Genomic DNA, 19,369 nt, shown 5'->3' with positions numbered 1-19,369 from the left:
TTACCGTCCCCGCGGAGCCGTTCGAACACCGGGCCGATACCGGACAGTCTGATCACTCCCACCCGCTAAAGGCCATACGACCTGCCGCCGGTGTGAGATTCTTTGGCGGCACGGCCAATCTTTGGCAGGATGGCAGCCACGACGCCGGGCCCTGCCCGTTCCCCGCGAAAGGCTCCCATGTCTGAGACCACAGCCCTCCCCGCCACCAGCGACCTGATCGACTTCGACGACCTACTGACCCCGGAAGAGCGTGAACTCCGCGACACCGTCCGGGCTTTCGTGGCCGACGAAATCAAGCCGAACATTGCCCGCTGGTACGAGGACGCCGTCTTCCCGCTGGAGATTGTCCCGAAGATGGCAAAGCTCGGACTGCTCGGCATGCACCTGGAGGGCTACGGCTGCGCGGGCCGCTCCGCCGTTGAGTACGGACTGGCCGCCGCAGAGCTTGAGGCCGGCGACTCCGGGCTGCGCACCTTCGTCTCCGTGCAGGGCTCCCTGGCCATGTCCGCCATCCACAAGCACGGCTCCGAGGAGCAGAAGCAGCAGTGGCTGCCGGCCATGGCCGCCGGCGAGGCGATCGGCTGCTTCGGCCTCACCGAGCCGACCGCCGGCTCCGATCCGTCCAGCATGACCACTTTCGCCCGCCGCGACGGCGAAGACTGGGTCCTGTCCGGCACCAAACGCTGGATCGGGCTGGCTTCGGTGGCCCAGGTGGCCGTGATCTGGGCGCAGACCGACGGCGGCATCCGCGGCTTTGTGGTTCCCACCGACACCCCCGGTTTCACCGCCGTCCCCATTGAGCCGAAGCTGTCCATGCGCGCTTCGATCCAGTGCGAGATCACGCTCGACGAGGTCCGGCTCCCCGCCGACGCCGTGCTGCCCGGCGTCGTGGGCTTGAAGGGGCCGTTCTCCTGCCTGAACGAGGCCCGCTACGGCATCATCTGGGGTGCCATGGGCGCCGCCCGCGACGCCTTCGAGGACGCCCTGGCCTACTCGCAGACGCGCATGCAGTTCGACAAGCCGCTGGCCGGTTACCAGCTGACCCAGCAGAAGCTGGTGGACATGGCCCTGGAAATCAACAAGGGCTTCCTGCTCGCCCTGCACATCGGGCGGAAGAAGGACGCCGGAACGCTGGGCCTGCACCAGATTTCGCTGGGCAAGCTGAACAACTGCCGCGAGGCCATCGCCATCTGCCGGGAGGCCCGCACCCTGCTGGGCGGCAACGGCATCACGCTGGATTACAGCCCGCTGCGGCACGCGAACAACCTGGAATCGGTACGCACTTATGAGGGCACCGACGAGGTCCACACCCTCATCCTCGGCAACAAACTGACCGGCGTCCCCGCGTTCCGCTGACCGCGGCACGACGACGGCGGCCCGGCGGGTCCCCCGTCCTCCCAGTTGTGCGGTCAATCGGCCGTGCGGTCAGCCGACGGCGGACCGCCGGTAGCCGCTGGGCGTGAAGCCGAGCACCGACCGGAAGTCCGCCGCCAGATGGGCGTGGTCGGCGTAGCCCAACTCCGCCGCAATGTCCGCGATCGGGGTTTCCGGGTCCAGCCGCAGCCGTTCCGCGGCCTCCTGGAGCCGGTAGCGGCGGATCATCGCCAGCGGCGGCAGCCCCACGTGCCGGCGGGCAAGCCGCTGCAGCGTCCGCACGGATACCCCGAGTTGCCCGGCTGCCTGGTTCACCCGGGTCAGCGAGGGATCGGACTGAATCAGGTTCTCCAACCGGTTGGCCAGTGCGCCGTCGTCGGGCAACGGTTCCGGAACCCGGCGTGCCAGCCACTGCCCGGCAGCGGCGGCCGCCTGCTCACGCCGGTGTTCGCCTCCGCCCTCCATGGCGGCGGCGACGTCGGCATACAGGTCCCCGGCATCGACGGGGACGGCCCGGTTATGGAGGCTGCCGGGGTCGGGCGTGAAGGCCGGCACGGCGGCGGGCCGCAGCAGCATGCCCACGGCCCAGCCGGTTCCGCGCAGATCCCGGTAAGACCGGCGCGTGGCCGGGCCGTTGAGGCTGACGCCGTCCTGCTCCACCACCAGGTTCAGGGCGGGAAACGGCAGGACCTCCTGCCGGGATACCCGCCCGGGCGCCAGCTGCCATTCCGGAATCCAGAACCAGCGCACCACCTCCTGCAGCGGTTCCGGCGGCGGCAGCCGGTGGAAGGTGGGGAGCCGGGCCGGGTACAGCGTGCCGCGCCACTGCTCCGCGCTGGCCTGCTTTTCCACCCCGCTCTCCTTATCTGTCGCAAATTTCCAAGCCGGGTCCCGTCCCGGTTCCTAGTGTCGAAGCATGACTACTTCACCCAATACATCTCAGACACCTCAGACCACCGCCGGCGTCACCGGCCAGTACACCACCGGCGGTGTCCCGCACGGCGTCACCACGCTGACCCCGTTCCTCTCCGTTCCCGACGCCCGCAGCGCGATCGACTTCTACCGGGATGTCTTCGGCGCCCGGCTGATCGATGCCACGGAGATGGGCGGCGTCGTCGTGCATGCAGACCTGGACTTCGGGACCGGCCGGCTGCAACTGGGCGAACCCAACCCGGACTACGGGCTGGTGCCGGCACCGGAGGGCGACAGCGACTGCTACTCCATGGGCCTGTACTGCGTCGACGCGGATGAAACCGTGGCCCGGGCCGAGGCGGCCGGCGCGTCCATCCGCGAACCGCTGACCACCTTCGTCTCGGGAGACCGCTTCGCCAGCATCCGTGACCCGTTCGGGGTCCGCTGGTCCGTGATGTCTCGGGTGGAGGACCTCTCCGAGGAGGAGAGCGCCGCACGCGTGGCCGAGTGGGCGGCCGGCCAGGGCATGAGCGCCTCCGGCTCCGGGGAGGACTAGGGAAAAGCTCCTAGGAGTCCTCGCCCTCGATGCTGATCATCCAGCTGGTCCCGAACCGGTCCGTGACCATCCCGAAGACATCGCCCCACGGCGCCTTCTCCAGCGGCAGGGTCATCTGGCCGCCGTCGAGCAGTTTGTCCCAGTAGCGGCGCAGTTCGGTCCCGTTGTTGCCGCTGAGCGAGATGGAATAGCTGCTGCCTTCGTCCAGGTTCATGCTCGACGGCGTGTCCGAGGCCATCAGGACAAAGCCGTTGTCCGTGGTCAGGGAGGAGTGCATGATCTTGTTGGACTCGGCGGGGTCCTCGGCCATGTTCATGTCGCCGAAGGTGGAGCTTTCCAGGGTGCCGCCGAAAACGTCGTGATAGAACTCCATGGCCTCGCGGGCGTTGTCCCGGAAGCTCAGGTACGGGTTCATATTCATGGGCATAGCTGTCTCCTTAGTAACTACCGGTCGTCGCAGCGTGAGCGGAAGAGATAGCCCGAGTATGCCCCCGGCGCGCATCCGGCGGAACCCGGGGCGGGAAGTTCACCCGGCCGAAGCCCTACCGGGTCTTCCGCCGGCTGAGGCCGAACACCACGGCCAGCAGCAGCACCATGCCCTTGATGATCTGCTGCCAGGCGGCATCCACGGAGAGGATGGACAGGCCCTGGTTCAGCACACCCATCACCAGGCCGCCGATCACGGCGCCCACCACGGTACCCACACCGCCCTGCACCGATGCGCCGCCGATGAACACCGCTGCAATGGCATCGAGCTCAAAGCCGGCACCGGCGCCCGCCACGGCGCTGCCGGCGCGGGCGGTGCTGACCACTGCCGCCAGGCCGGAGAGGAAGCCCATGTTCACGAAGATAAAGAAGTTCACCCACTGGGTTTTCACGCCGGACATCATGGCCGCGTTGAGGTTCCCGCCCATGGCGTAGATGTGTCGGCCAAAGACGGTACGGCCAAGCAGGAAGGAGTACGCCAGCACCAGCGCGGCGAGGATGATCAGGATGATCGGCATGCCGCGGTTGTAGGCCAGCAGGTAGCAGAGGTACATGATGGCGAATACGGCCACGGCGTTCTTGAACACGAACGACGCCGTACGCTCACGCGGCAGGTCAAGGCGGCGCAGGTCCGCCCGGCTCTTGAGCTGCATCCCTACGAGGGCGATGGAAGCCAGGACACCGATACCCAGCGTGATGAGGTCGGGGGTGCCGGTGTTGGGCAGGGTCCCGGAGCCGATGTCCCGATACGGTCGGGGCAGGCCGCTGATGGTGCCCCCGGTGAGCAGGACCAGGGCGACGCCGCGGAACACGAGCATGCCGGCCAGGGTGACGATAAACGCAGGTATCCCCACAAATGCCACCCAGAAACCCTGCCAGGCCCCAATCACGGCGCCCACCACCAGGGACAGCAGCACGGCAGCCCACCACGGCATGCCCCAGTTGTTCATGGCCAGGGCGGCAATGGCCCCGACGGTGGCCACCACGGAGCCGACGGACAGATCGATATGCCCGGCAATAATCACCATGACCATGCCAATGGCCAGGATCAGCACATAGGCGTTCTGCTGGATCAGGTTGCTGACGTTGCCCGGATAGAGCAGCCGTCCGCCGGTCAGGATCTGGAACAGCAGGATGATGACAACCAGGGCAGCGAGGATCCCGTACTGCCGCAGGTCAACCCGGCGCCGTTTTTTCGGTGCCGCGGGCTCCGGCGGCAGCGGAGACTTCGCCTGTTCGGGGGTGGTGGTGGTCACGACGCTTGCACTCCTTGGGTCCGGTCAGCGGTCATGTGCCGCATCAGCTCTTCCTGGGTGGCGTCCGCCCGCCCGATTTCGGCAGTGAGGCGCCCCTCGGCAATGGTGTAGATGCGGTCCGACAGCCCGATCAGTTCGGGCAGTTCGCTGGAGATGACGATCACGGCTTTGCCTTGGGCCGCCAGTTCGTTGATGATGCCGTAGATTTCCAGCTTGGCGCCGACGTCGATCCCCCGTGTGGGTTCATCCAGGATCAGGACGTCCGGCCCGGAGTAGATCCACTTGCTCAGCACCACCTTCTGCTGGTTGCCGCCGGAGAGGTTCTCCACCAACGCCGAAACGGTGGGGGTACGGATGTTCATGCGCTTGCGGTACTCATCCGCCACGCCGTATTCCCGGTTCCGGTCGATGATCCCCAACCGGGCCAGCTTGCCCAGCGCGGCGGCGGAGACGTTCACGGTGATGCTGCCAATCAGGTTCAGCCCGTACCGCTTGCGGTCCTCACTGACGTACGCCAGTCCGTTGCTGATGGCCTCCCCCACGGTGTGGGTGCGGATTTCCTTGCCGTCCTTGAAGACCCGGCCGGAGATGCCGGTGCCATAGGAGCGCCCGAAGATGCTCATTGCCAGTTCGGTGCGCCCGGCACCCATCAGGCCGGCGAAACCGACCACTTCCCCGGCGCGCACGTTAAAGGACGCACGGTCCACGATCACCCGGTTGGTGTCGATCGGGTGGTGCACCGTCCAGTCCTCCACCCGGAACTTCTCCGCACCGATCTTCACTTCGCGCGGCGGGAACTGCCGGTCCAGGGGCCGGCCGACCATGGCGCGGATGATCCGCGTCTCGATCTCCTCGGTGTCCTCCACCGGGAAGGACTCGATGGTCCGTCCGTCACGGATCACCGTGACGTTGTCGGCAATGGCGCGGATCTCCCCCAGCTTGTGGGAAATGATGATGGCTGTGATGCCGTGGCCGCGCAGCTGGTCGATCAGTCCGAGCAGGTGCGCGGAGTCGTCGTCGTTCAGGGCGGCGGTGGGCTCGTCCAGGATGAGGATCTTCACTTCCTTGGACAGCGCCTTGGCGATTTCCACCAGCTGCTGCTTGCCCACGCCCAGTTCCACGATCTTGGTGGCCGGGTTCTCCTCCAGGCCCACCCGTTCCAGCAGCTTGGCGGCCTCCAGGTTGGTTTTATTCCAGTCGATCACTCCGCCGCGGGCCACTTCATTGCCCAGGAAGATGTTCTCCGCGATGGACAGGTACGGGCTCAGGGCAAGTTCCTGGTGGATGATCACCACGCCGTCGCGCTCGCTGTCATTGATGGAGCCGTAGCTGACCGGCCTGCCTTCCAGGGTGATGGCGCCTTGGAAACTGCCGTGCGGATACACTCCGCTGAGCACCTTCATCAGGGTGGATTTCCCGGCGCCGTTTTCGCCGCAGATGGCATGGACCTCGCCGCGCTCAACGCTGACCGAAACCCCGTCCAGGGCCCGGACGCCGCTGAACTCCTTCACAATGCCGTCCATGGAGAGGATGACGTCATTCATAGCGTTCTCGCTTCGCTGCAGGGAACGACAGCGGGACGGGGCACGGTGCCACGTCCCGCCCCGCCGTCGTCGTACGGGAGATCAGAGGCCGACGTCGGAGGCCTGCAGGAAGCCCGAGTCCACCAGCGTGCTTTGGACCGAGTCCTTGGTGACCACCACGGGCTCCAAGATGTACGTCGGGACCACCTTCACCCCGTTGTCGTAGGTCTCGGTGTCATTGACCTCCACCTCGTTCCCGGCCACGATGGCGTCGACCATGGTCTCCACCTGGTCGCCCAGCTGGCGGGTGTCCTTCCACACGGTCATCGACTGCATGTCCCCCAGCATGGCCTTGACGTTGGCGACGTCGGCGTCCTGCCCGGTAATGACGGGCCAGTCCGTGCCCGGCTGGTACCCGGCGGCGTCCAGCGATGCCTCGATGCCCAGCGCGAGGCTGTCATTCGGGGACAGGACCACGTCCACCTTCTTATCCCCGGTGTAGAAGGACTGCAGCCGGTTATCCATTTCTGCCTGCGCATCAGCCGATTCCCAGCCGAGGATGCCGATGGAGGTCCAATCGTCATTGCTGGCCGGGGACTTGCCGGAAGGAACCACCAGCTGGCCCTTCTCCACGTAGGGCAGCAGCACGTCCCACGCTCCGGCAAAGAAGAAGGCGGCGTTGTTGTCATCCGGGCTGCCGGCGAACGGCTCGAGGTTGTACGGGCCCTCGCCATCGGCCAGCCCCAGCTGTTCTTCGATGTACTCGCCCTGGAGCTGCCCCACCTTGTAGTTGTCGAAGGTGGCGTAGTAGTCCACGGCGTCGGTGCCGTTGATCAGGCGGTCATAGGCAATGACCTGCACGTCCTGGTCCTTGGCGTCCTCCAGGGTGGGTCCGAGGGTCTCACCATCGATGGCCGCAACCACCAGGATCTCGGCGCCGCCGGCCACCTGGTTCTGGATCTGGCTGATCTGCTGGTCGGTCTTATTGTCCGCGTACTGCAGGTCCACGGTGCAGTCCTTGGCCTCGAGTTTCTCCTTCAGCCCCTCACCGTCATTGATCCAGCGTTCCAGGCTGCGGGTGGGCATGGAGATGCCCACGTTGCAGGAGGCCGCCTCGCCTTCCCCGTCACCCGATGTTCCTGCCGGGGCGCAGGCCGCCATGCCGCTGGCGAGGCCCAAGGCCAGGAAGATAGCTGAGACATTTTTGATTCTGCTCATGCTGAAACCTTCGAAAAGGATCCGGCTGACGGGTTGCGGGTGCTGCCGCCGGGGAAACGGCGGCGGCCCGGCTGGGCCGGCGGCTGGATCGAGCGGATACAACGCTGTAACGCCCCGTCAACGGTCTGAGCCATTAACTATTTGTAGGCGCACACAACATATCCACCCGGGTCCGGATTCGGCAAGAGAAATCCGCCAGATATTTGTGCGGGATCCGCAGGTTTCAGCCGGGCCGATCCCCGGCCTGGCGTCCGGGTGCTGGCCCGCAGATTGCCGGCTGTGCCTGCCGGGCTGCTGGCCGGGCTTTTGGTTGGGCTTATCCCGGCCTGGTTGCCGGTTGCTCTCGGCTGCTTGCCGGCTGTTCGCCGGGGTCCTGTCGGGCTGCTTCCAGCCGCTTCTCGGCTATTTGCCGGGCTGTTCGCCGCCCGGCCTGCTGTTCGCCGGCTACTTTCCGGCCGGCCGGCCGCGTACCGCGGACCACGAATCGCTGAGTACGGCGTCGCCCACCGGTTCCCAGTCATTGGCCTCGAACAGGGAAGCCACAGTGTCCCGGTTCAGGTCCGGCGCCACGCCGTCCACCTCGGCGGTGGGATAGCAGACCCACAGCACCCCGCCCGGTTCCACGGAGGCTGCGGCGGTGGCCAGATCGTGGGCCAGATCGGCGGCTGCGGAGACAAACAGCAGGACGACGTCGGCCGGGAACCGTCCGCTGTCCTCGGCCAGGAACGCGGTGTCCGGCACGAAGCCCGCCAGATCCGGGCGGCCGTGTGCGCCGTAGGCGGTGACGCGTGCGTCCGCGGCAATACCGAAGGCGGAGGGTGCGGATGATTCGGATGACATGTGGAAGCTCCTGCGTGAGACTGACGGCTATGCGTCGGGAGGGGTAATCCACCGCGGTTTCTCCGCAACAGGACTCCCCCGAGCCGGCGTTTGTCCATTCTTTCAGGTTTACGCCTCGCAATGCCCGTAGACAGCACCCTTAGTGTCCCAAATCTCTGCGCGGGCCCGCTTCCCATCTACTGAGCACCTCCCGGGCTTTCCCGAGCCCCAATACCCCGTTATCTGCTCAGTCGAACCGGGTCGGTAGCTCAATCCCATCTACTGAGCACCTTCCGGGCTTTCCGGAGCCCGCTTCCCATCTACTGAGCACATCCAGGGCTTTCCCGGGCCCCAATACCCCGTTATCTGCTCGGACGATGCCGCACCTCCAGCCGGGCTGCTACCCCATCCGCGGAATGTGCCGATAGTTCTTCCGGATATTTCTATAGATGGGGAACATTTTGTATCGCACTACCGTCGGAGCTCACTGCTCCGCACTGAAAAGAAAGGCGGCAGCCGTAGCCGCTGCCGCCGTCGTTGTCCTAACCGTTTCGTCCTGCTCGGAACCGGCCGCAGCCGACGCGGAGGTCAAGCCCCGCGACGAGGCGACCGTTATCCGGGTGATCGACGGCGACACCCTGGTGGTGGACCTCGACGACGAGGACGTCACCGTCCGGCTGCTGAACGTGGACACCCCCGAGACCAAGGACCCCAACGAGCCCGTGCAGTGCCTGGGTCCGGAGGCCACCGAGTTCCTGAAGAAGGCACTTCCGGCCGGCAGCACCGTGGAGCTGGAGTACGACGTCGAGCGCAAGGACCGCTACGGCCGCACCCTTGCCGGCGTGTATGACGCCAAGGACCGGCTGATGAACGCCGAGGTGGCCCGCGCAGGCCTGGGCTTCCCTGTCACATACGGGAAGAACGTGAAGTTCCGCCCGCCAGTGGACGAGGCGTACCAGGAAGCGCGGGAGCGGAAGGTGGGACTTTACAGCACCACCGTTGACTGCACTGTGCCTGCCATGGTGGCCACCCTGGAACAGGCGGCAGCCCAGTCCGCCGCGGAGAGCGGATCCACGGCCGATGAGGCTGCGGCCGCGGCAACGGCAGTTTATGCCCTGGTTCGGACGGTGGATGAGACTGCCGACGCGGTGGAAAAGGCACTGAAGACCGGCGATTCCCTGATGTGGAAGGCATTGTCGGAGGCGGAGCGGGCCTCGTTGAAGGCCCGGGCCGCAGCGGCCAAGACCACCGTGCACACCCAGCACGAGCAGCTGGTCACGTTGCAGGGCCAGCGCCAGGCGGCGGAGGACGAGGCAGCCCGCGTTGCAGCCGAAGCCGAAGCCCAGCGGGTGGCAGCCGAAGCTGCCCAGGCCGAAGCCAACCGGATTGCCGCAGATCAGGCCGAGGCTAACCGCATTGCGGCAGCCCAGGCGGAGGCCAACCGCGTTGCCGCGGCCCAGGCGGAAGCCAACCGGAGGGCACAGCAGCAGTACGTTCCCCCGGCACCTCCCGTGCAGAGCAACCCGTACCCGGGGTACACCGGTCCCCGGTGCTACGCGCCCGGTGGCAAGTCCTGGCGTCCCTGCTAAATCCTGCTTACCTGTCGCTAACCGATCACTGGAGCAGCGAGCCGGACAATGTCCGGCCAGCTGCTCTGCGCACCGAAAGAACCACATGAAAAAGAAAAACCCAGCCTTTGCCTCCTTGGCGTTCGTCGTCCTTGCCTTGACGTCCTGCAGTGGCTCCGACCCGGTAGCCACGCCGCCGACTCCGTCAGTTGAACCGGCGACGAAGGAAGTTGAAACCGCAAAGCCGGAACCCACACGCAGCTCCCGGGGCAATATCATCAAGCAGATTGGGGAACCGGCAGGCGTCCGCCTTGAGGAGGGCAGCAATGATTGGGCCCTGAGCTTTACCGTCACCAACATCGAAGTAGACCCCGCCTGCACGAGCACCTACCCGTCAGAAAGTGTGAACGGCCATGTTCTCGCTCTCACCATTGAAGCCGCCACCGCGCCCGAACCGGAGTTCGGCAACAGCGGTATGACGGGAGTGTCTTTCCATCCCTTCCATTGGAAAGGTTTTGCCCCTAATGGCACTACCGTAAACACGGTGTACTCCTCGGCTGCGGACAACTGCATGTCAGAAATGGAGAAGATGCCGACCGATATCGGCGCCGGAGAAAAAGTTGTTGGCAAGGTTCTTCTGGACGTTCCCGATACGACCGGAACTGTGGCCTATTCGTGGGGAGGAACCACCGGCTGGGAATGGGAATACGGCACTAAGTAACCCCTACGGTCTGCGCGTTCCTGCAACCCAACCGAACGGATAACGGCAGCGGTCCCCGTCTGTTCATAGTGCAGTTATTGCTTCCTGTTGCCTGACGGACCAGCATCAACTGCACTATGAACGTCCCCGTTGTCCGCTCCGGCACCCCGTTCGCACACGAAACAACGGCTCAGATTGTTGAACAATCGGACGTGACCGGGCACACTGTAGGAACACATTGCATCAGAAGCAGGAGGCAGGACCATGACCGTCATTGACCTGAACAGCGACGTGGGCGAGTCCTTCGGCAACTGGAAGATGGGCGACGACGCCGCCGTCTTCGAATCCGTCTCCAGCGCCAACGTGGCCTGCGGCTTCCATGCCGGGGATCCGTCCACCATTGCGCAGACCTGCCGCGACGCCGTGGCCGCCGGCGTCACCATCGGGGCGCACCCCGCGTACCGCGACCTGGCCGGGTTCGGCCGGCGGTTCCTGGACTGCTCCTACACGGAACTGTTCGACGACGTGCTCTACCAGCTCGGCGCCCTGCAGGCCATGGCCCGGGCCGCCGGCTCGGAAATCCGCTACGTGAAGCCGCACGGCGCGCTGTACAACACCATCGTCCGCCACGAGGTGCACGCCAAGGCCGTGATCGACGCCGTCCGCACCTTCGACAAGGATCTGCCGGTCCTGCTGCTGCCCGGCGCCGTAGCCCTCGACGTCGCACGCGACGCCGGCCTGCGCGGCGTCACCGAAGCCTTCGCCGACCGCAACTACAACCCCGACGGCACCCTGGTGTCCCGCCGCGAAGCCAACGCGGTGATTCACGACGCCGATCAGGTCACCGCCAACATGGTCCGCCTGGCCACCCAGGGCACCATCACCGCCGTCGACGGCACCGAAATCCCGATGTCCGCCGAATCCATCTGCGTGCACGGCGATACCCCCGGCGCCGTGGCCATGGCCCGTGCCGTCCGCGCCGGACTTGAAAACGCCGGCGTCACCATCCAGAGCTTCGTGTGAGCCCCTCGCATACCGACGGACCGCGGATCGGTTCCATCCGTCCCGCCGGCACCCGGGCGCTGCTGGTCGAGCTCGGCTCCCTGGCCGACGTCGTCGCCCTCCACGCCCAGCTGCAGGCCTCCCCGCTGCCCGGCCAGATCGATGCGCTGGCCGCTGCCGGGACCGTGCTGGTCCGGTTCGACGGCCGCCGGGAAACGGTCGCCGCTGCCGCACTTCTCGAGAACTTGGACTTCTCCCACGCCGATCTGCCGGACGCCCGCACGGTCACCATCGACACGGTGTACGACGGCGAGGACCTCGCCGAGGTCGCCCGGCTCACCGGTCTGTCCGAAGAGGCGGTGGTTCGGGTGCACACCGGCACCCCGTGGACCGCCGGGTTCGGCGGCTTCGCCCCCGGCTTTGCCTACCTCGTCGGCGGTGACCCCGCCCTGAACGTTCCGCGCCGCAGCACGCCCCGCAAGGCCGTCCCGGCCGGTTCCGTGGCCCTGGCCGGCGACTATTCGGCGGTCTACCCCCGCACGTCCCCCGGCGGCTGGCAATTGATCGGCCGCACCAACGCCCCGTTATGGGACTTGTCCCGCGAATCTCCGGCACTCATCCGTCCTGGCGATCAGGTCATCTTCCAATCCGTCCGCGAACTCATCACCACCACTCCTAGTTCTCAGGCCGAGTCTCCGACCACGGCAACCGAAGGCCCAGCGCACGCCGACCCCGAGGCCTCGGAGGACGGGTTGGGGAGTTCCGTAAGCCCCGCATCGCCGACCGAGACAGGGCTGGATAGTCCCGTGAGTCCCGCATCGCCGAGTGAGGAACGAGGAGGCAGAGACGGATCAGGGTCCCCTCTCCGAGCTTGCGAGGAGGAGGGTGGATCCGGAACGCTAAGGGACGATGGGACTATCCAGCCCACCCAAGGTGAGGATGGGGCCCAAGGCAACCACGCGTCCCTCGAGGTGACAGCGCCCGGCCTCCAGTCCCTGATCCAGGACTTAGGCCGCCCCGGTTATGCAGACCTCGGCGTCTCCGTCGCCGGTGCCGCGGACACCCGTTCCGCCCGGCAGGCGAACCGGCTGGCCGGCAATCCTGCGGATGCCGCCGTGATCGAAAACCTCTTTGGCGGCATGGAACTGACCGCCCACGGGGACACTGTCCTGACCCTGTCCGGCGCGGAGGCCCCGGCCGCCGTCGTCTCCCCCGGAGGCGACCGGGACCGGCCGGCACCGGGAAATACCCCGTTTGCCCTGCTGGACGGTGAAACCCTGACCATCGGCACCCCGTACCGCGGCGTCCGCAGCTACGTTGCCGTGCGCGGCGGCCTGGCCGTGGACCCTGTCCTGGGCAGCCGCAGCACCGACACGATGAGTGGCATCGGGCCGGCACCGCTGGAGGCCGGCACGATTCTCCCCGTCGGCGCGGTGTCCGGCTCAGCCCCGGTCGGAACCGCCGAAGCCACTCCCCTGCCCGAGGGCACCACCCCGGGCACCCTGGGCGACGGCCGCACCCCCACCCTGCTCCGGGTCACGGCCGGTCCCCGGCAGGACTGGTTCGGACCGGATGCGGCCAGCGCCCTGACCAACCACACCTGGCTCACCACCAACGAGTCCAACCGGATCGGCGTGCGGCTGGCCACCGACCCGGAGGACCCGGAAGCCGCCCCGCTGGCACGCGTCCGCGACGGCGAGCTGCCCAGCGAAGGCGTGGTGGCCGGCTCGCTGCAGGTGCCGCCGTCGGGCCTGCCCGTACTGTTCCTGGCCGACCATCCGGTCACCGGCGGCTACCCGGTAATTGCCGTGGTGGTGCCGCAGGACCTGCCCGTGGCCGCCCAGCTGCCGCCCGGACATCCAGTGCGCTTTGTTTTCTCGAACCCCGACACCCTGGCCCCGCTCTCCGCGGAGGACACCGCCGGGCTGTTTACGGAAGGAACCCCATGAAGAAGGTCCTGATCGCCAACCGCGGCGAAATTGCCGTGCGCGTGGCCCGCGCCTGCGCCGACGCCGGGATCGGCTCCGCCGCCGTCTACTCGGATCCCGACGCCGACGCCCTGCACGTCCGGCTGGCGGACGAGGCGTATCCGCTGCACGGCTCCGCCAGCCCGGACACCTACCTGAACATTCCGAAACTGATCGACGCCGCCCGGCGGGCCGGCGCGGACGCCGTGCACCCCGGCTACGGCTTCCTGTCCGAAAACGCCGAGTTTGCCCAGGCCGTGCTCGACGCCGGACTCACCTGGATCGGCCCGTCACCGCAGGCCATCCGCGACCTGGGCAACAAGGTAACGGCCCGGGAGATCGCCGTCCGCGCCGGCGCACCGCTGGTCCCCGGCACCGAGGGCCCGGCGGAAAACGCCGAGCAGGTCCGGGCCTTCGCCGAGGAACACGGCCTGCCCGTGGCCATCAAGGCGGCCTTCGGCGGCGGCGGACGCGGCATGAAGATTGCCCGCCGGCTCGAAGACGTGGAGGACGCCTTTGAGTCCGCAGTCCGCGAGGCCGTATCCGCCTTCGGCCGCGGTGAGTGCTTCGCCGAACGGTTCCTGGACAAACCCCGGCACGTGGAGGCCCAGGTGCTGGCCGATACGCACGGCAACGTCGTCGTCGTCGGCACCCGCGACTGCTCGCTGCAGCGCCGGAACCAGAAACTCGTGGAAGAGGCCCCGGCACCGTTCCTCACGGACGAGCAGCGGGCCACCATCCACGCCTCCGCCAAGGCCATCTGCCGCGAAGCCGGCTACACCGGTGCCGGCACGGTGGAATACCTGGTCTCCCCCGACGGGCTGATCAGTTTCCTGGAAGTGAATACCCGGCTGCAGGTGGAACACCCCGTCACGGAGGAAACCGCCGGCGTGGACCTCGTCCGCGAGCAGTTCCGGATTGCCGACGGCCTGCCGCTCTCTTTCACGGAGGACCCGGTGCCGCACGGACACGCGTTCGAATTCCGGCTCAACGCCGAGGATCCCGCCCGCGGCTTCCTGCCCGGTCCCGGCCCGGTGGAGGCCTTCGAACCGCCCACCGGCCCCGGCATCCGGATGGATTCGGGCGTGCGGTCCGGGTCCGTGGTGCCCGCCGAGTATGACTCGCTGATGGCGAAGCTGATCGTGTGGGGCGAGGACCGGCCGCAGGCACTGCGCCGTGCCCGCGCCGCCCTGGATGAACTGGTGATCCGCGGGGTACCCACCGTGGTGCCCTTCCACCGGGCCGTGGTGCGCAGCGAAGCCTTCAGCCGCACGGACGAGCTGGGGGTCTACACCACCTGGATCGAGTCCGAGTTCGCCGAACCGCTGGCGGCCTCGCCGGAAATCGCCGCCTCCCTGCCCGGGGCCGAACGCGAAACGGTGACCATCGACGTCGACGGCCGGGCCGTTGAGCTGGGCGTGCCGGCTGCACTGCTCAACGCGCTGCGGGTCGGCGGCAATGCTGGAACGACTGCCGCGCCGGAGGTTGCAGCCGGTGCCGCCGACGAAAGTGTCCTGGCCTCGCCGATGGCCGGGAACCTGGTGAAGTGGGTGGCCGACGACGGCGCGCAGCTGGCCGAGGGTGATCCGGTGGCCGTGCTGGAGGCGATGAAGATGGAAACCACCGTCCGCGCCCACCGTGCCGGCACGTTCGCCCGCGCCGCGCTGGAACCGGGCACCGCCGTCGCCCGCCAGGACTCCCTGGGAAGCATCGGCGCCTAAGACCCGGAGGCCCGGCCGTCCCCCTGCGGCCGGGCCTTCGTTTACCCTGCACTGCGGCTAGATTAGGGAGATGCCTGTGAACCTGGGGGATGTCACCACCGAGCGCGCCGACCATGCCAACACCACCGTCTGGGTGGCCGATGTGCTGCGCGGCAGCATTGCCGCCGGCGAGCTGCTGCCCGGCACCAAGCTCTCCGAACAGCAGCTGGCCGCGTCCCTGCAGGTCTCGCGCAATACGCTGCGCGAGGCGTTCACTATGCTCAGCATCGAAGGGGCCGTAACCCGTTTCCCCAACCGCGGAGTGTTCGTTGCCTCCCCCGGGGCGGACAATGTGCGGGAGATTTACCGGGTGCGTCGGATGTTGGAGCCCTCCGCTGTGCTGTGGGGGCCGGACCTGGATCTGGAGCGGCTGGACGCGGTCATTGCCCGCGCCCGTGACGCCAAAGCGCGCGGCGCGGTTCCCGAAATGGCAGCCGCAAACCAGGCCTTCCATGAAGCCGTGGTGGCGATGTCCGGCAGCGCCCACCTGCAACAGGTGATGGGCCGGGTGCTGGCCGAGATGCGGCTGGTGTTCCATGCCATGAGCAGCCAGCCGGACTTCCACTCCACGTACGTGGAGCAGAACGCACGACTGGTGGAACTGCTGCGGCAGGGCAAGCGCGCCAAGGCTGCGAAGGTGCTGCAGGCCTATTTGGATACCGCCGAGGCAGAGCTGCTGGAGCACCTCGGCGCATAGCCGGCCCGGCCCGGTTCTGCAGCCGTGCCGCCGGCCCGCCCTGCCGGCCTCAGACCAGGTAGGAGCTGTCCCGGGCGTCGGTAATGAGCATGTGGCCCGGTGCGTGGCCGATGGCCAGCGAGGGTTTGGATTCCATCACGGCCGCCTGCGGGGTGACGCCGCAGGCCCAGAACACCGGCACATAGCCGTCGGCAATCTCCACCGGGTCGCCGAAGTCCGGCCGGCCCAGGTCGGCTATGCCGATCTCGGCCGGATTGCCCACATGCACCGGCGCCCCGTGCACCGCCGGATAGCGGGCGGTGATCCGCACGGCGTCGGCCACCTGCGAGGCGGGCACCGGACGCATGGAGACCACCAGCGGTCCGGACATGGTCCCGGCCGGCTCGCACCGGACGGAGGTCCGGTACATCGGCACGTTGGTGCCCTGGTCGATGTGCGCAATCCGGATGCCGCCCTCCTGCAGGGCCGCCTCGAAGGTGAAGCTGCAGCCCACAATGAAGGTCACCAGGTCATCGCGCCAGTACCCGGTGATGTCCGTGGGCTCGGCCACCTTCACGCCGTTTTCATACACGGTGTAGCGGGGCAGGTCGGTGCGGATGTCGCCGCCGGCCAGCAGCGGCCCGGCGGTTTCCCCGGCGTCGAGGACCCCCAGGATGGGGCACGGTTTGGGGTTGCGCTGGGCAAAAAGCAGGACGTCGAAGGCCTGCGCCTTGGGCACGATGATCAGGTTGGCCTGAGCGTAGCCGGCGGACCAGCCTGCCGTGGGCGTGACCAGTCCGTCCCGGAACAGGGCCCGCGCCGCGGCCGGATCCAGGGCGGCGGGGTCCAGGGTGGCGGGGGCCGTTGAAGCGGGGTCCAGGGTGGCGACGTCGGGCGTGGGGTTCTCCATGTCGGTTTTCCTTTCCGGGGCGAGGCCCGGTTACTGCCAGAGTTTGGCGAGGCCGGAGAGGGAGTTCCAGCCCAGGTACAGGGTCAGTGCCCAGGCCAGCACACCGATGACCAGCAGCCACTTCGGGTACTCGTAGCCCTGCAGCAGGTCCCGGCGCCGCCAGGCCGCCCAAAGCAGGATGCCGAAGCCCAGCGGGAGAATCAACCCGTTGAAGGCGCCGGCAAACACCAGCAGGGTCTGCGGTGCCTGGCCCACCAGCAGGTAGGCCGCGGTGCAGAAGGCAATGAAGGCGACGGTGATCCAGCTGCGGGTGCGGTCCTTTGTGGCCGGCGTCGTAATGAAGGACACCGAGGTGTAGGCGGCACCGATCACCGAGGTCAGGGCGGCGGCCCAGAACACAATGCCGAACATCCGCAGTCCGATTTCGCCCGCGGCGTGCTGGAAGGCATCCGCCGCCAGGTTGTTGCCCGCCAGGGTGACTCCGCCGGCAACCACACCCAGGATGGCCAGGAACAGCAGTGCGCGCATCACGCCGGTGACAATGATGCCCAGCATCGAGACCTTGGTGATGTCCTTGACGTATCCGGGGCCCGTGGTCCCGGAATCCAGCAGGCGGTGGGCACCGGCGTAGGTGATGTAGCCGCCCACGGTGCCGCCGATCAGGGTGGTGATGGTCAGGAAGTCCACCTGTTCGGGCAGCACGGTGTTCTTCAGCGCCTCGCCCACGGGCGGGGCGGCGCTGACGGCTACATAAATCATCAGCAGGATCATGATGGCGCCCAGGGCCACGACAATCCGGTCCAGGGCAAGGCCGGCCTTCTTCGAGAGGAAGATGAAGATGGCCACGGCGGCCGAGATGGCGCCGCCGATCTTGGTGTCCAGGCCCAGCATGGCGTTGAGCCCCAGCCCGGTGCCGGCAATGTTGCCGATGTTGAAGACCAGCCCGCCCACGAAGACGAGACCGGCGAGCACCCAGCCGGCGCCAGGGAGCACCTTGTTACCCAGCACCTGGGCGCGCAGCCCGGAAACGCCGATGATCCGCCAGACGTTCAGCTGGACGGCAATGTCCACCAGGATCGAGACCAGGATGGCGAAGGCAAAGGCGGCGCCCAGCTGGACGGTGAAGACGGTGGTCTGGGTGATGAAGCCGGGTCCGATGGCGCTGGTGGCCATCAGGAACATGGCACCGAGCAAGGCCGTACGTTTGGCGTTGGGCCTGACCTTTACCTTGGTGGCTGTGCTGTCCATGGTGATTCCGATCGCTGGAGGATGTGGGGGTCGCCACAAGGGCTTCCAGCAGTCTAGAGGTTGTTCAACAATCCACAAGCGTTTTGTTGAACGATCCGGCGATTGTTAACGCGGACTTAACCGGAGGAAACTACCCGGACATCCCCGGTACTACCCGGACTACCCCCACAGAGCGGCCAGCCCGGCAAGGGAGTTCCAGCCCAGATACAGCGTCAGCAGCCAGGCAAGCACGCCAACGCCCAGCAGCCAGCGCGGATACCGGTAGCCGGAGAGCAGGTCGTTTCGCCGCCAGGCTGCCCACAGCAGGACGGCGAAGCCCAACGGGAGGATCAGCCCGTTGAAGGCACCCGCGAAAACCAGCAGGGTCTGCGGCGGCTGCCCGGCGAGCAGATAGGCGGCGGCACACACGGCAATGAAGGCGACCGTGAGCAGGTTCCGGGTGCGGGTGCTGGTGGTGAGCCGGGTAATAAAGGACACCGAGGTGTAGGAGGCGCCGATGACGGAGGTCAGTGCCGCCGCCCAGAAGACGATGCCGAACAGCCGGATGCCGATTTCGCCGGCGGCGACCTGGAAGGCGTTGGCTGCCAGGTTGCCGCCGGTCAGCACGGCCCCTCCGGCCACCACGCCCAGGACGGCCAGGAACAGCAGCACACGCATCACGCCGGTGACAATCACGCCCAGCAGCGCGGCCCGGGTGATCGGGCGGATGTTGTCCAACCCGGAGTTGCCTGAATCGACCATGCGGTGGGCTCCGGCGTAGGTGATGTAGCCGCCCACCGTGCCGCCGATCAGCGTGGTGATGGCCAGGAAATCCACCCGGTCCGGCAGCACCGCGTTCTTCAGGGCGCTGCCCACCGGCGGGCCGGCGATGATCGCCACGTACAGCATCAGCAGGATCATCAGGGCCCCGAGGACCACCACCACCCGGTCCAGCGCCAAACCTGCCCGCTTGGACAGGAAGATCAGGATGGCCAGCACGGCGGAAATCCCGGCACCGATCCGCGGATCCAGGCCGAGCATGGCATTCAGGCCCAACCCTGTCCCGGCCACGTTGCCGACGTTGAACACCAGTCCGCCAACGAAAACCAGGATGGCCAGCACCAGTCCGGCACCGGGCAGGACCTTGTTGCCCAGGACCTGTGCCCGCAGGCCGGAGATGCCGATAATCCGCCAGACGTTCAGCTGCACGGCCATGTCCACCAGGATCGACACCAGGATGGCGAACGCGAACGCGGCACCCAGCTGGACCGTGAAGACCGTGGTCTGCGTGATGAAGCCCGGACCGATGGCACTGGTGGCCATCAGGAACATGGCCCCGAGAATGGCCGCGCGCTTCGGGTCCGGGGGCTTGCGTCCCCGCTTGCCGGCGGTCCGGCCGGGCCCGGCCGCGGAGG

General features: G+C 67.3%; 17 protein-coding genes. 8 read left to right on the top strand and 9 right to left on the bottom strand.

The window, feature by feature from the left end:
- Positions 1–177 precede the first annotated feature (177 nt).
- Entirely contained in the window at positions 178–1,356 is a 1,179-nt protein-coding gene (locus AC5RUF_RS11665; RefSeq protein ID WP_494130671.1) for an acyl-CoA dehydrogenase family protein, read from the top strand.
- 69 nt (positions 1,357–1,425) lie between these two features.
- Here the strand turns inward: AC5RUF_RS11665 and AC5RUF_RS11660 are convergent, their stop codons facing one another.
- Entirely contained in the window at positions 1,426–2,226 is an 801-nt protein-coding gene (locus tag AC5RUF_RS11660; RefSeq protein WP_494130670.1) for a helix-turn-helix domain-containing protein, read from the bottom strand.
- A gap of 64 nt (positions 2,227–2,290) precedes the next feature.
- Between AC5RUF_RS11660 and AC5RUF_RS11655 the strand changes: the two genes are divergently transcribed.
- Positions 2,291–2,842, top strand: a complete 552-nt coding sequence (locus tag AC5RUF_RS11655) for a VOC family protein (RefSeq protein ID WP_494130669.1) — start codon at positions 2,291–2,293, stop codon at positions 2,840–2,842.
- Positions 2,843–2,852: 10 nt separating this feature from the next.
- Here AC5RUF_RS11655 and AC5RUF_RS11650 read toward each other — a convergent pair whose 3' ends face one another.
- The 5 genes from AC5RUF_RS11650 to AC5RUF_RS11630 all read right to left on the bottom strand — a co-directional run bounded on the left by AC5RUF_RS11650 (position 2,853) and on the right by AC5RUF_RS11630 (position 8,165).
- A complete protein-coding gene (locus AC5RUF_RS11650; protein ID WP_494130668.1) occupies positions 2,853–3,269 on the bottom strand; it encodes a VOC family protein in 417 nt (138 codons plus the stop codon).
- Between the two features lie 115 nt (positions 3,270–3,384).
- Positions 3,385–4,584, bottom strand: a complete 1,200-nt coding sequence (mmsB, locus tag AC5RUF_RS11645) for a multiple monosaccharide ABC transporter permease (protein WP_493996596.1) — start codon at positions 4,582–4,584, stop codon at positions 3,385–3,387.
- Positions 4,581–6,128: a multiple monosaccharide ABC transporter ATP-binding protein gene (gene mmsA / locus AC5RUF_RS11640; RefSeq protein WP_493996597.1), complete on the bottom strand. Its 1,548-nt coding sequence runs from the start codon at positions 6,126–6,128 to the stop codon at positions 4,581–4,583. The genes mmsB and mmsA overlap by 4 nt, the downstream gene beginning before the upstream one ends.
- Before the next feature lie 81 nt (positions 6,129–6,209).
- Positions 6,210–7,325, bottom strand: coding sequence for a multiple monosaccharide ABC transporter substrate-binding protein (gene chvE / locus AC5RUF_RS11635; RefSeq protein ID WP_493996598.1), 1,116 nt, complete (start codon positions 7,323–7,325; stop codon positions 6,210–6,212).
- A 444-nt stretch (positions 7,326–7,769) separates the two neighbouring features.
- Positions 7,770–8,165: a hypothetical protein gene (locus AC5RUF_RS11630; RefSeq protein ID WP_493996599.1), complete on the bottom strand. Its 396-nt coding sequence runs from the start codon at positions 8,163–8,165 to the stop codon at positions 7,770–7,772.
- 428 nt (positions 8,166–8,593) lie between these two features.
- Between AC5RUF_RS11630 and AC5RUF_RS11625 the strand changes: the two genes are divergently transcribed.
- The 6 genes from AC5RUF_RS11625 to AC5RUF_RS11600 all read left to right on the top strand — a co-directional run bounded on the left by AC5RUF_RS11625 (position 8,594) and on the right by AC5RUF_RS11600 (position 15,838).
- Positions 8,594–9,733, top strand: coding sequence for a thermonuclease family protein (locus tag AC5RUF_RS11625; RefSeq protein ID WP_494130667.1), 1,140 nt, complete (start codon positions 8,594–8,596; stop codon positions 9,731–9,733).
- A gap of 85 nt (positions 9,734–9,818) precedes the next feature.
- The gene (locus tag AC5RUF_RS11620) at positions 9,819–10,433 is read left to right on the top strand and encodes a hypothetical protein (RefSeq protein ID WP_494130666.1); all 615 of its coding nucleotides are present in this window, start codon (positions 9,819–9,821) and stop codon (positions 10,431–10,433) included.
- Between the two features lie 243 nt (positions 10,434–10,676).
- Positions 10,677–11,435, top strand: coding sequence for a LamB/YcsF family protein (locus AC5RUF_RS11615; protein WP_493996602.1), 759 nt, complete (start codon positions 10,677–10,679; stop codon positions 11,433–11,435).
- Complete coding sequence (locus AC5RUF_RS11610; protein WP_494130665.1) at positions 11,432–13,363, top strand: 5-oxoprolinase subunit B/C family protein; 1,932 nt, start codon at positions 11,432–11,434, stop codon at positions 13,361–13,363. Before AC5RUF_RS11615 ends, AC5RUF_RS11610 begins: the two co-directional genes overlap by 4 nt.
- Positions 13,360–15,102: an acetyl/propionyl/methylcrotonyl-CoA carboxylase subunit alpha gene (locus tag AC5RUF_RS11605; protein WP_494130664.1), complete on the top strand. Its 1,743-nt coding sequence runs from the start codon at positions 13,360–13,362 to the stop codon at positions 15,100–15,102. Before AC5RUF_RS11610 ends, AC5RUF_RS11605 begins: the two co-directional genes overlap by 4 nt.
- A gap of 70 nt (positions 15,103–15,172) precedes the next feature.
- Positions 15,173–15,838, top strand: a complete 666-nt coding sequence (locus tag AC5RUF_RS11600; protein ID WP_494130663.1) for a GntR family transcriptional regulator — start codon at positions 15,173–15,175, stop codon at positions 15,836–15,838.
- Positions 15,839–15,887: 49 nt separating this feature from the next.
- Here the strand turns inward: AC5RUF_RS11600 and AC5RUF_RS11595 are convergent, their stop codons facing one another.
- The 3 genes from AC5RUF_RS11595 to AC5RUF_RS11585 all read right to left on the bottom strand — a co-directional run bounded on the left by AC5RUF_RS11595 (position 15,888) and on the right by AC5RUF_RS11585 (position 19,298).
- Positions 15,888–16,727 carry a putative hydro-lyase gene (locus AC5RUF_RS11595; RefSeq protein ID WP_494130662.1) on the bottom strand — a complete coding sequence of 280 codons (840 nt, stop codon included), beginning with the start codon at positions 16,725–16,727 and terminating at the stop codon, positions 15,888–15,890.
- 30 nt (positions 16,728–16,757) lie between these two features.
- Positions 16,758–17,975: an NRAMP family divalent metal transporter gene (locus AC5RUF_RS11590; protein WP_494130661.1), complete on the bottom strand. Its 1,218-nt coding sequence runs from the start codon at positions 17,973–17,975 to the stop codon at positions 16,758–16,760.
- A gap of 159 nt (positions 17,976–18,134) precedes the next feature.
- Positions 18,135–19,298: an NRAMP family divalent metal transporter gene (locus tag AC5RUF_RS11585; RefSeq protein WP_494130698.1), complete on the bottom strand. Its 1,164-nt coding sequence runs from the start codon at positions 19,296–19,298 to the stop codon at positions 18,135–18,137.
- Between the last annotated feature and the right edge of the window lie 71 nt (positions 19,299–19,369).

It is taken from the genome of Arthrobacter sp. Y3224198 (assembly GCF_059090025.1).
This window is presented reverse-complemented; position numbering and strand designations above follow the sequence as displayed.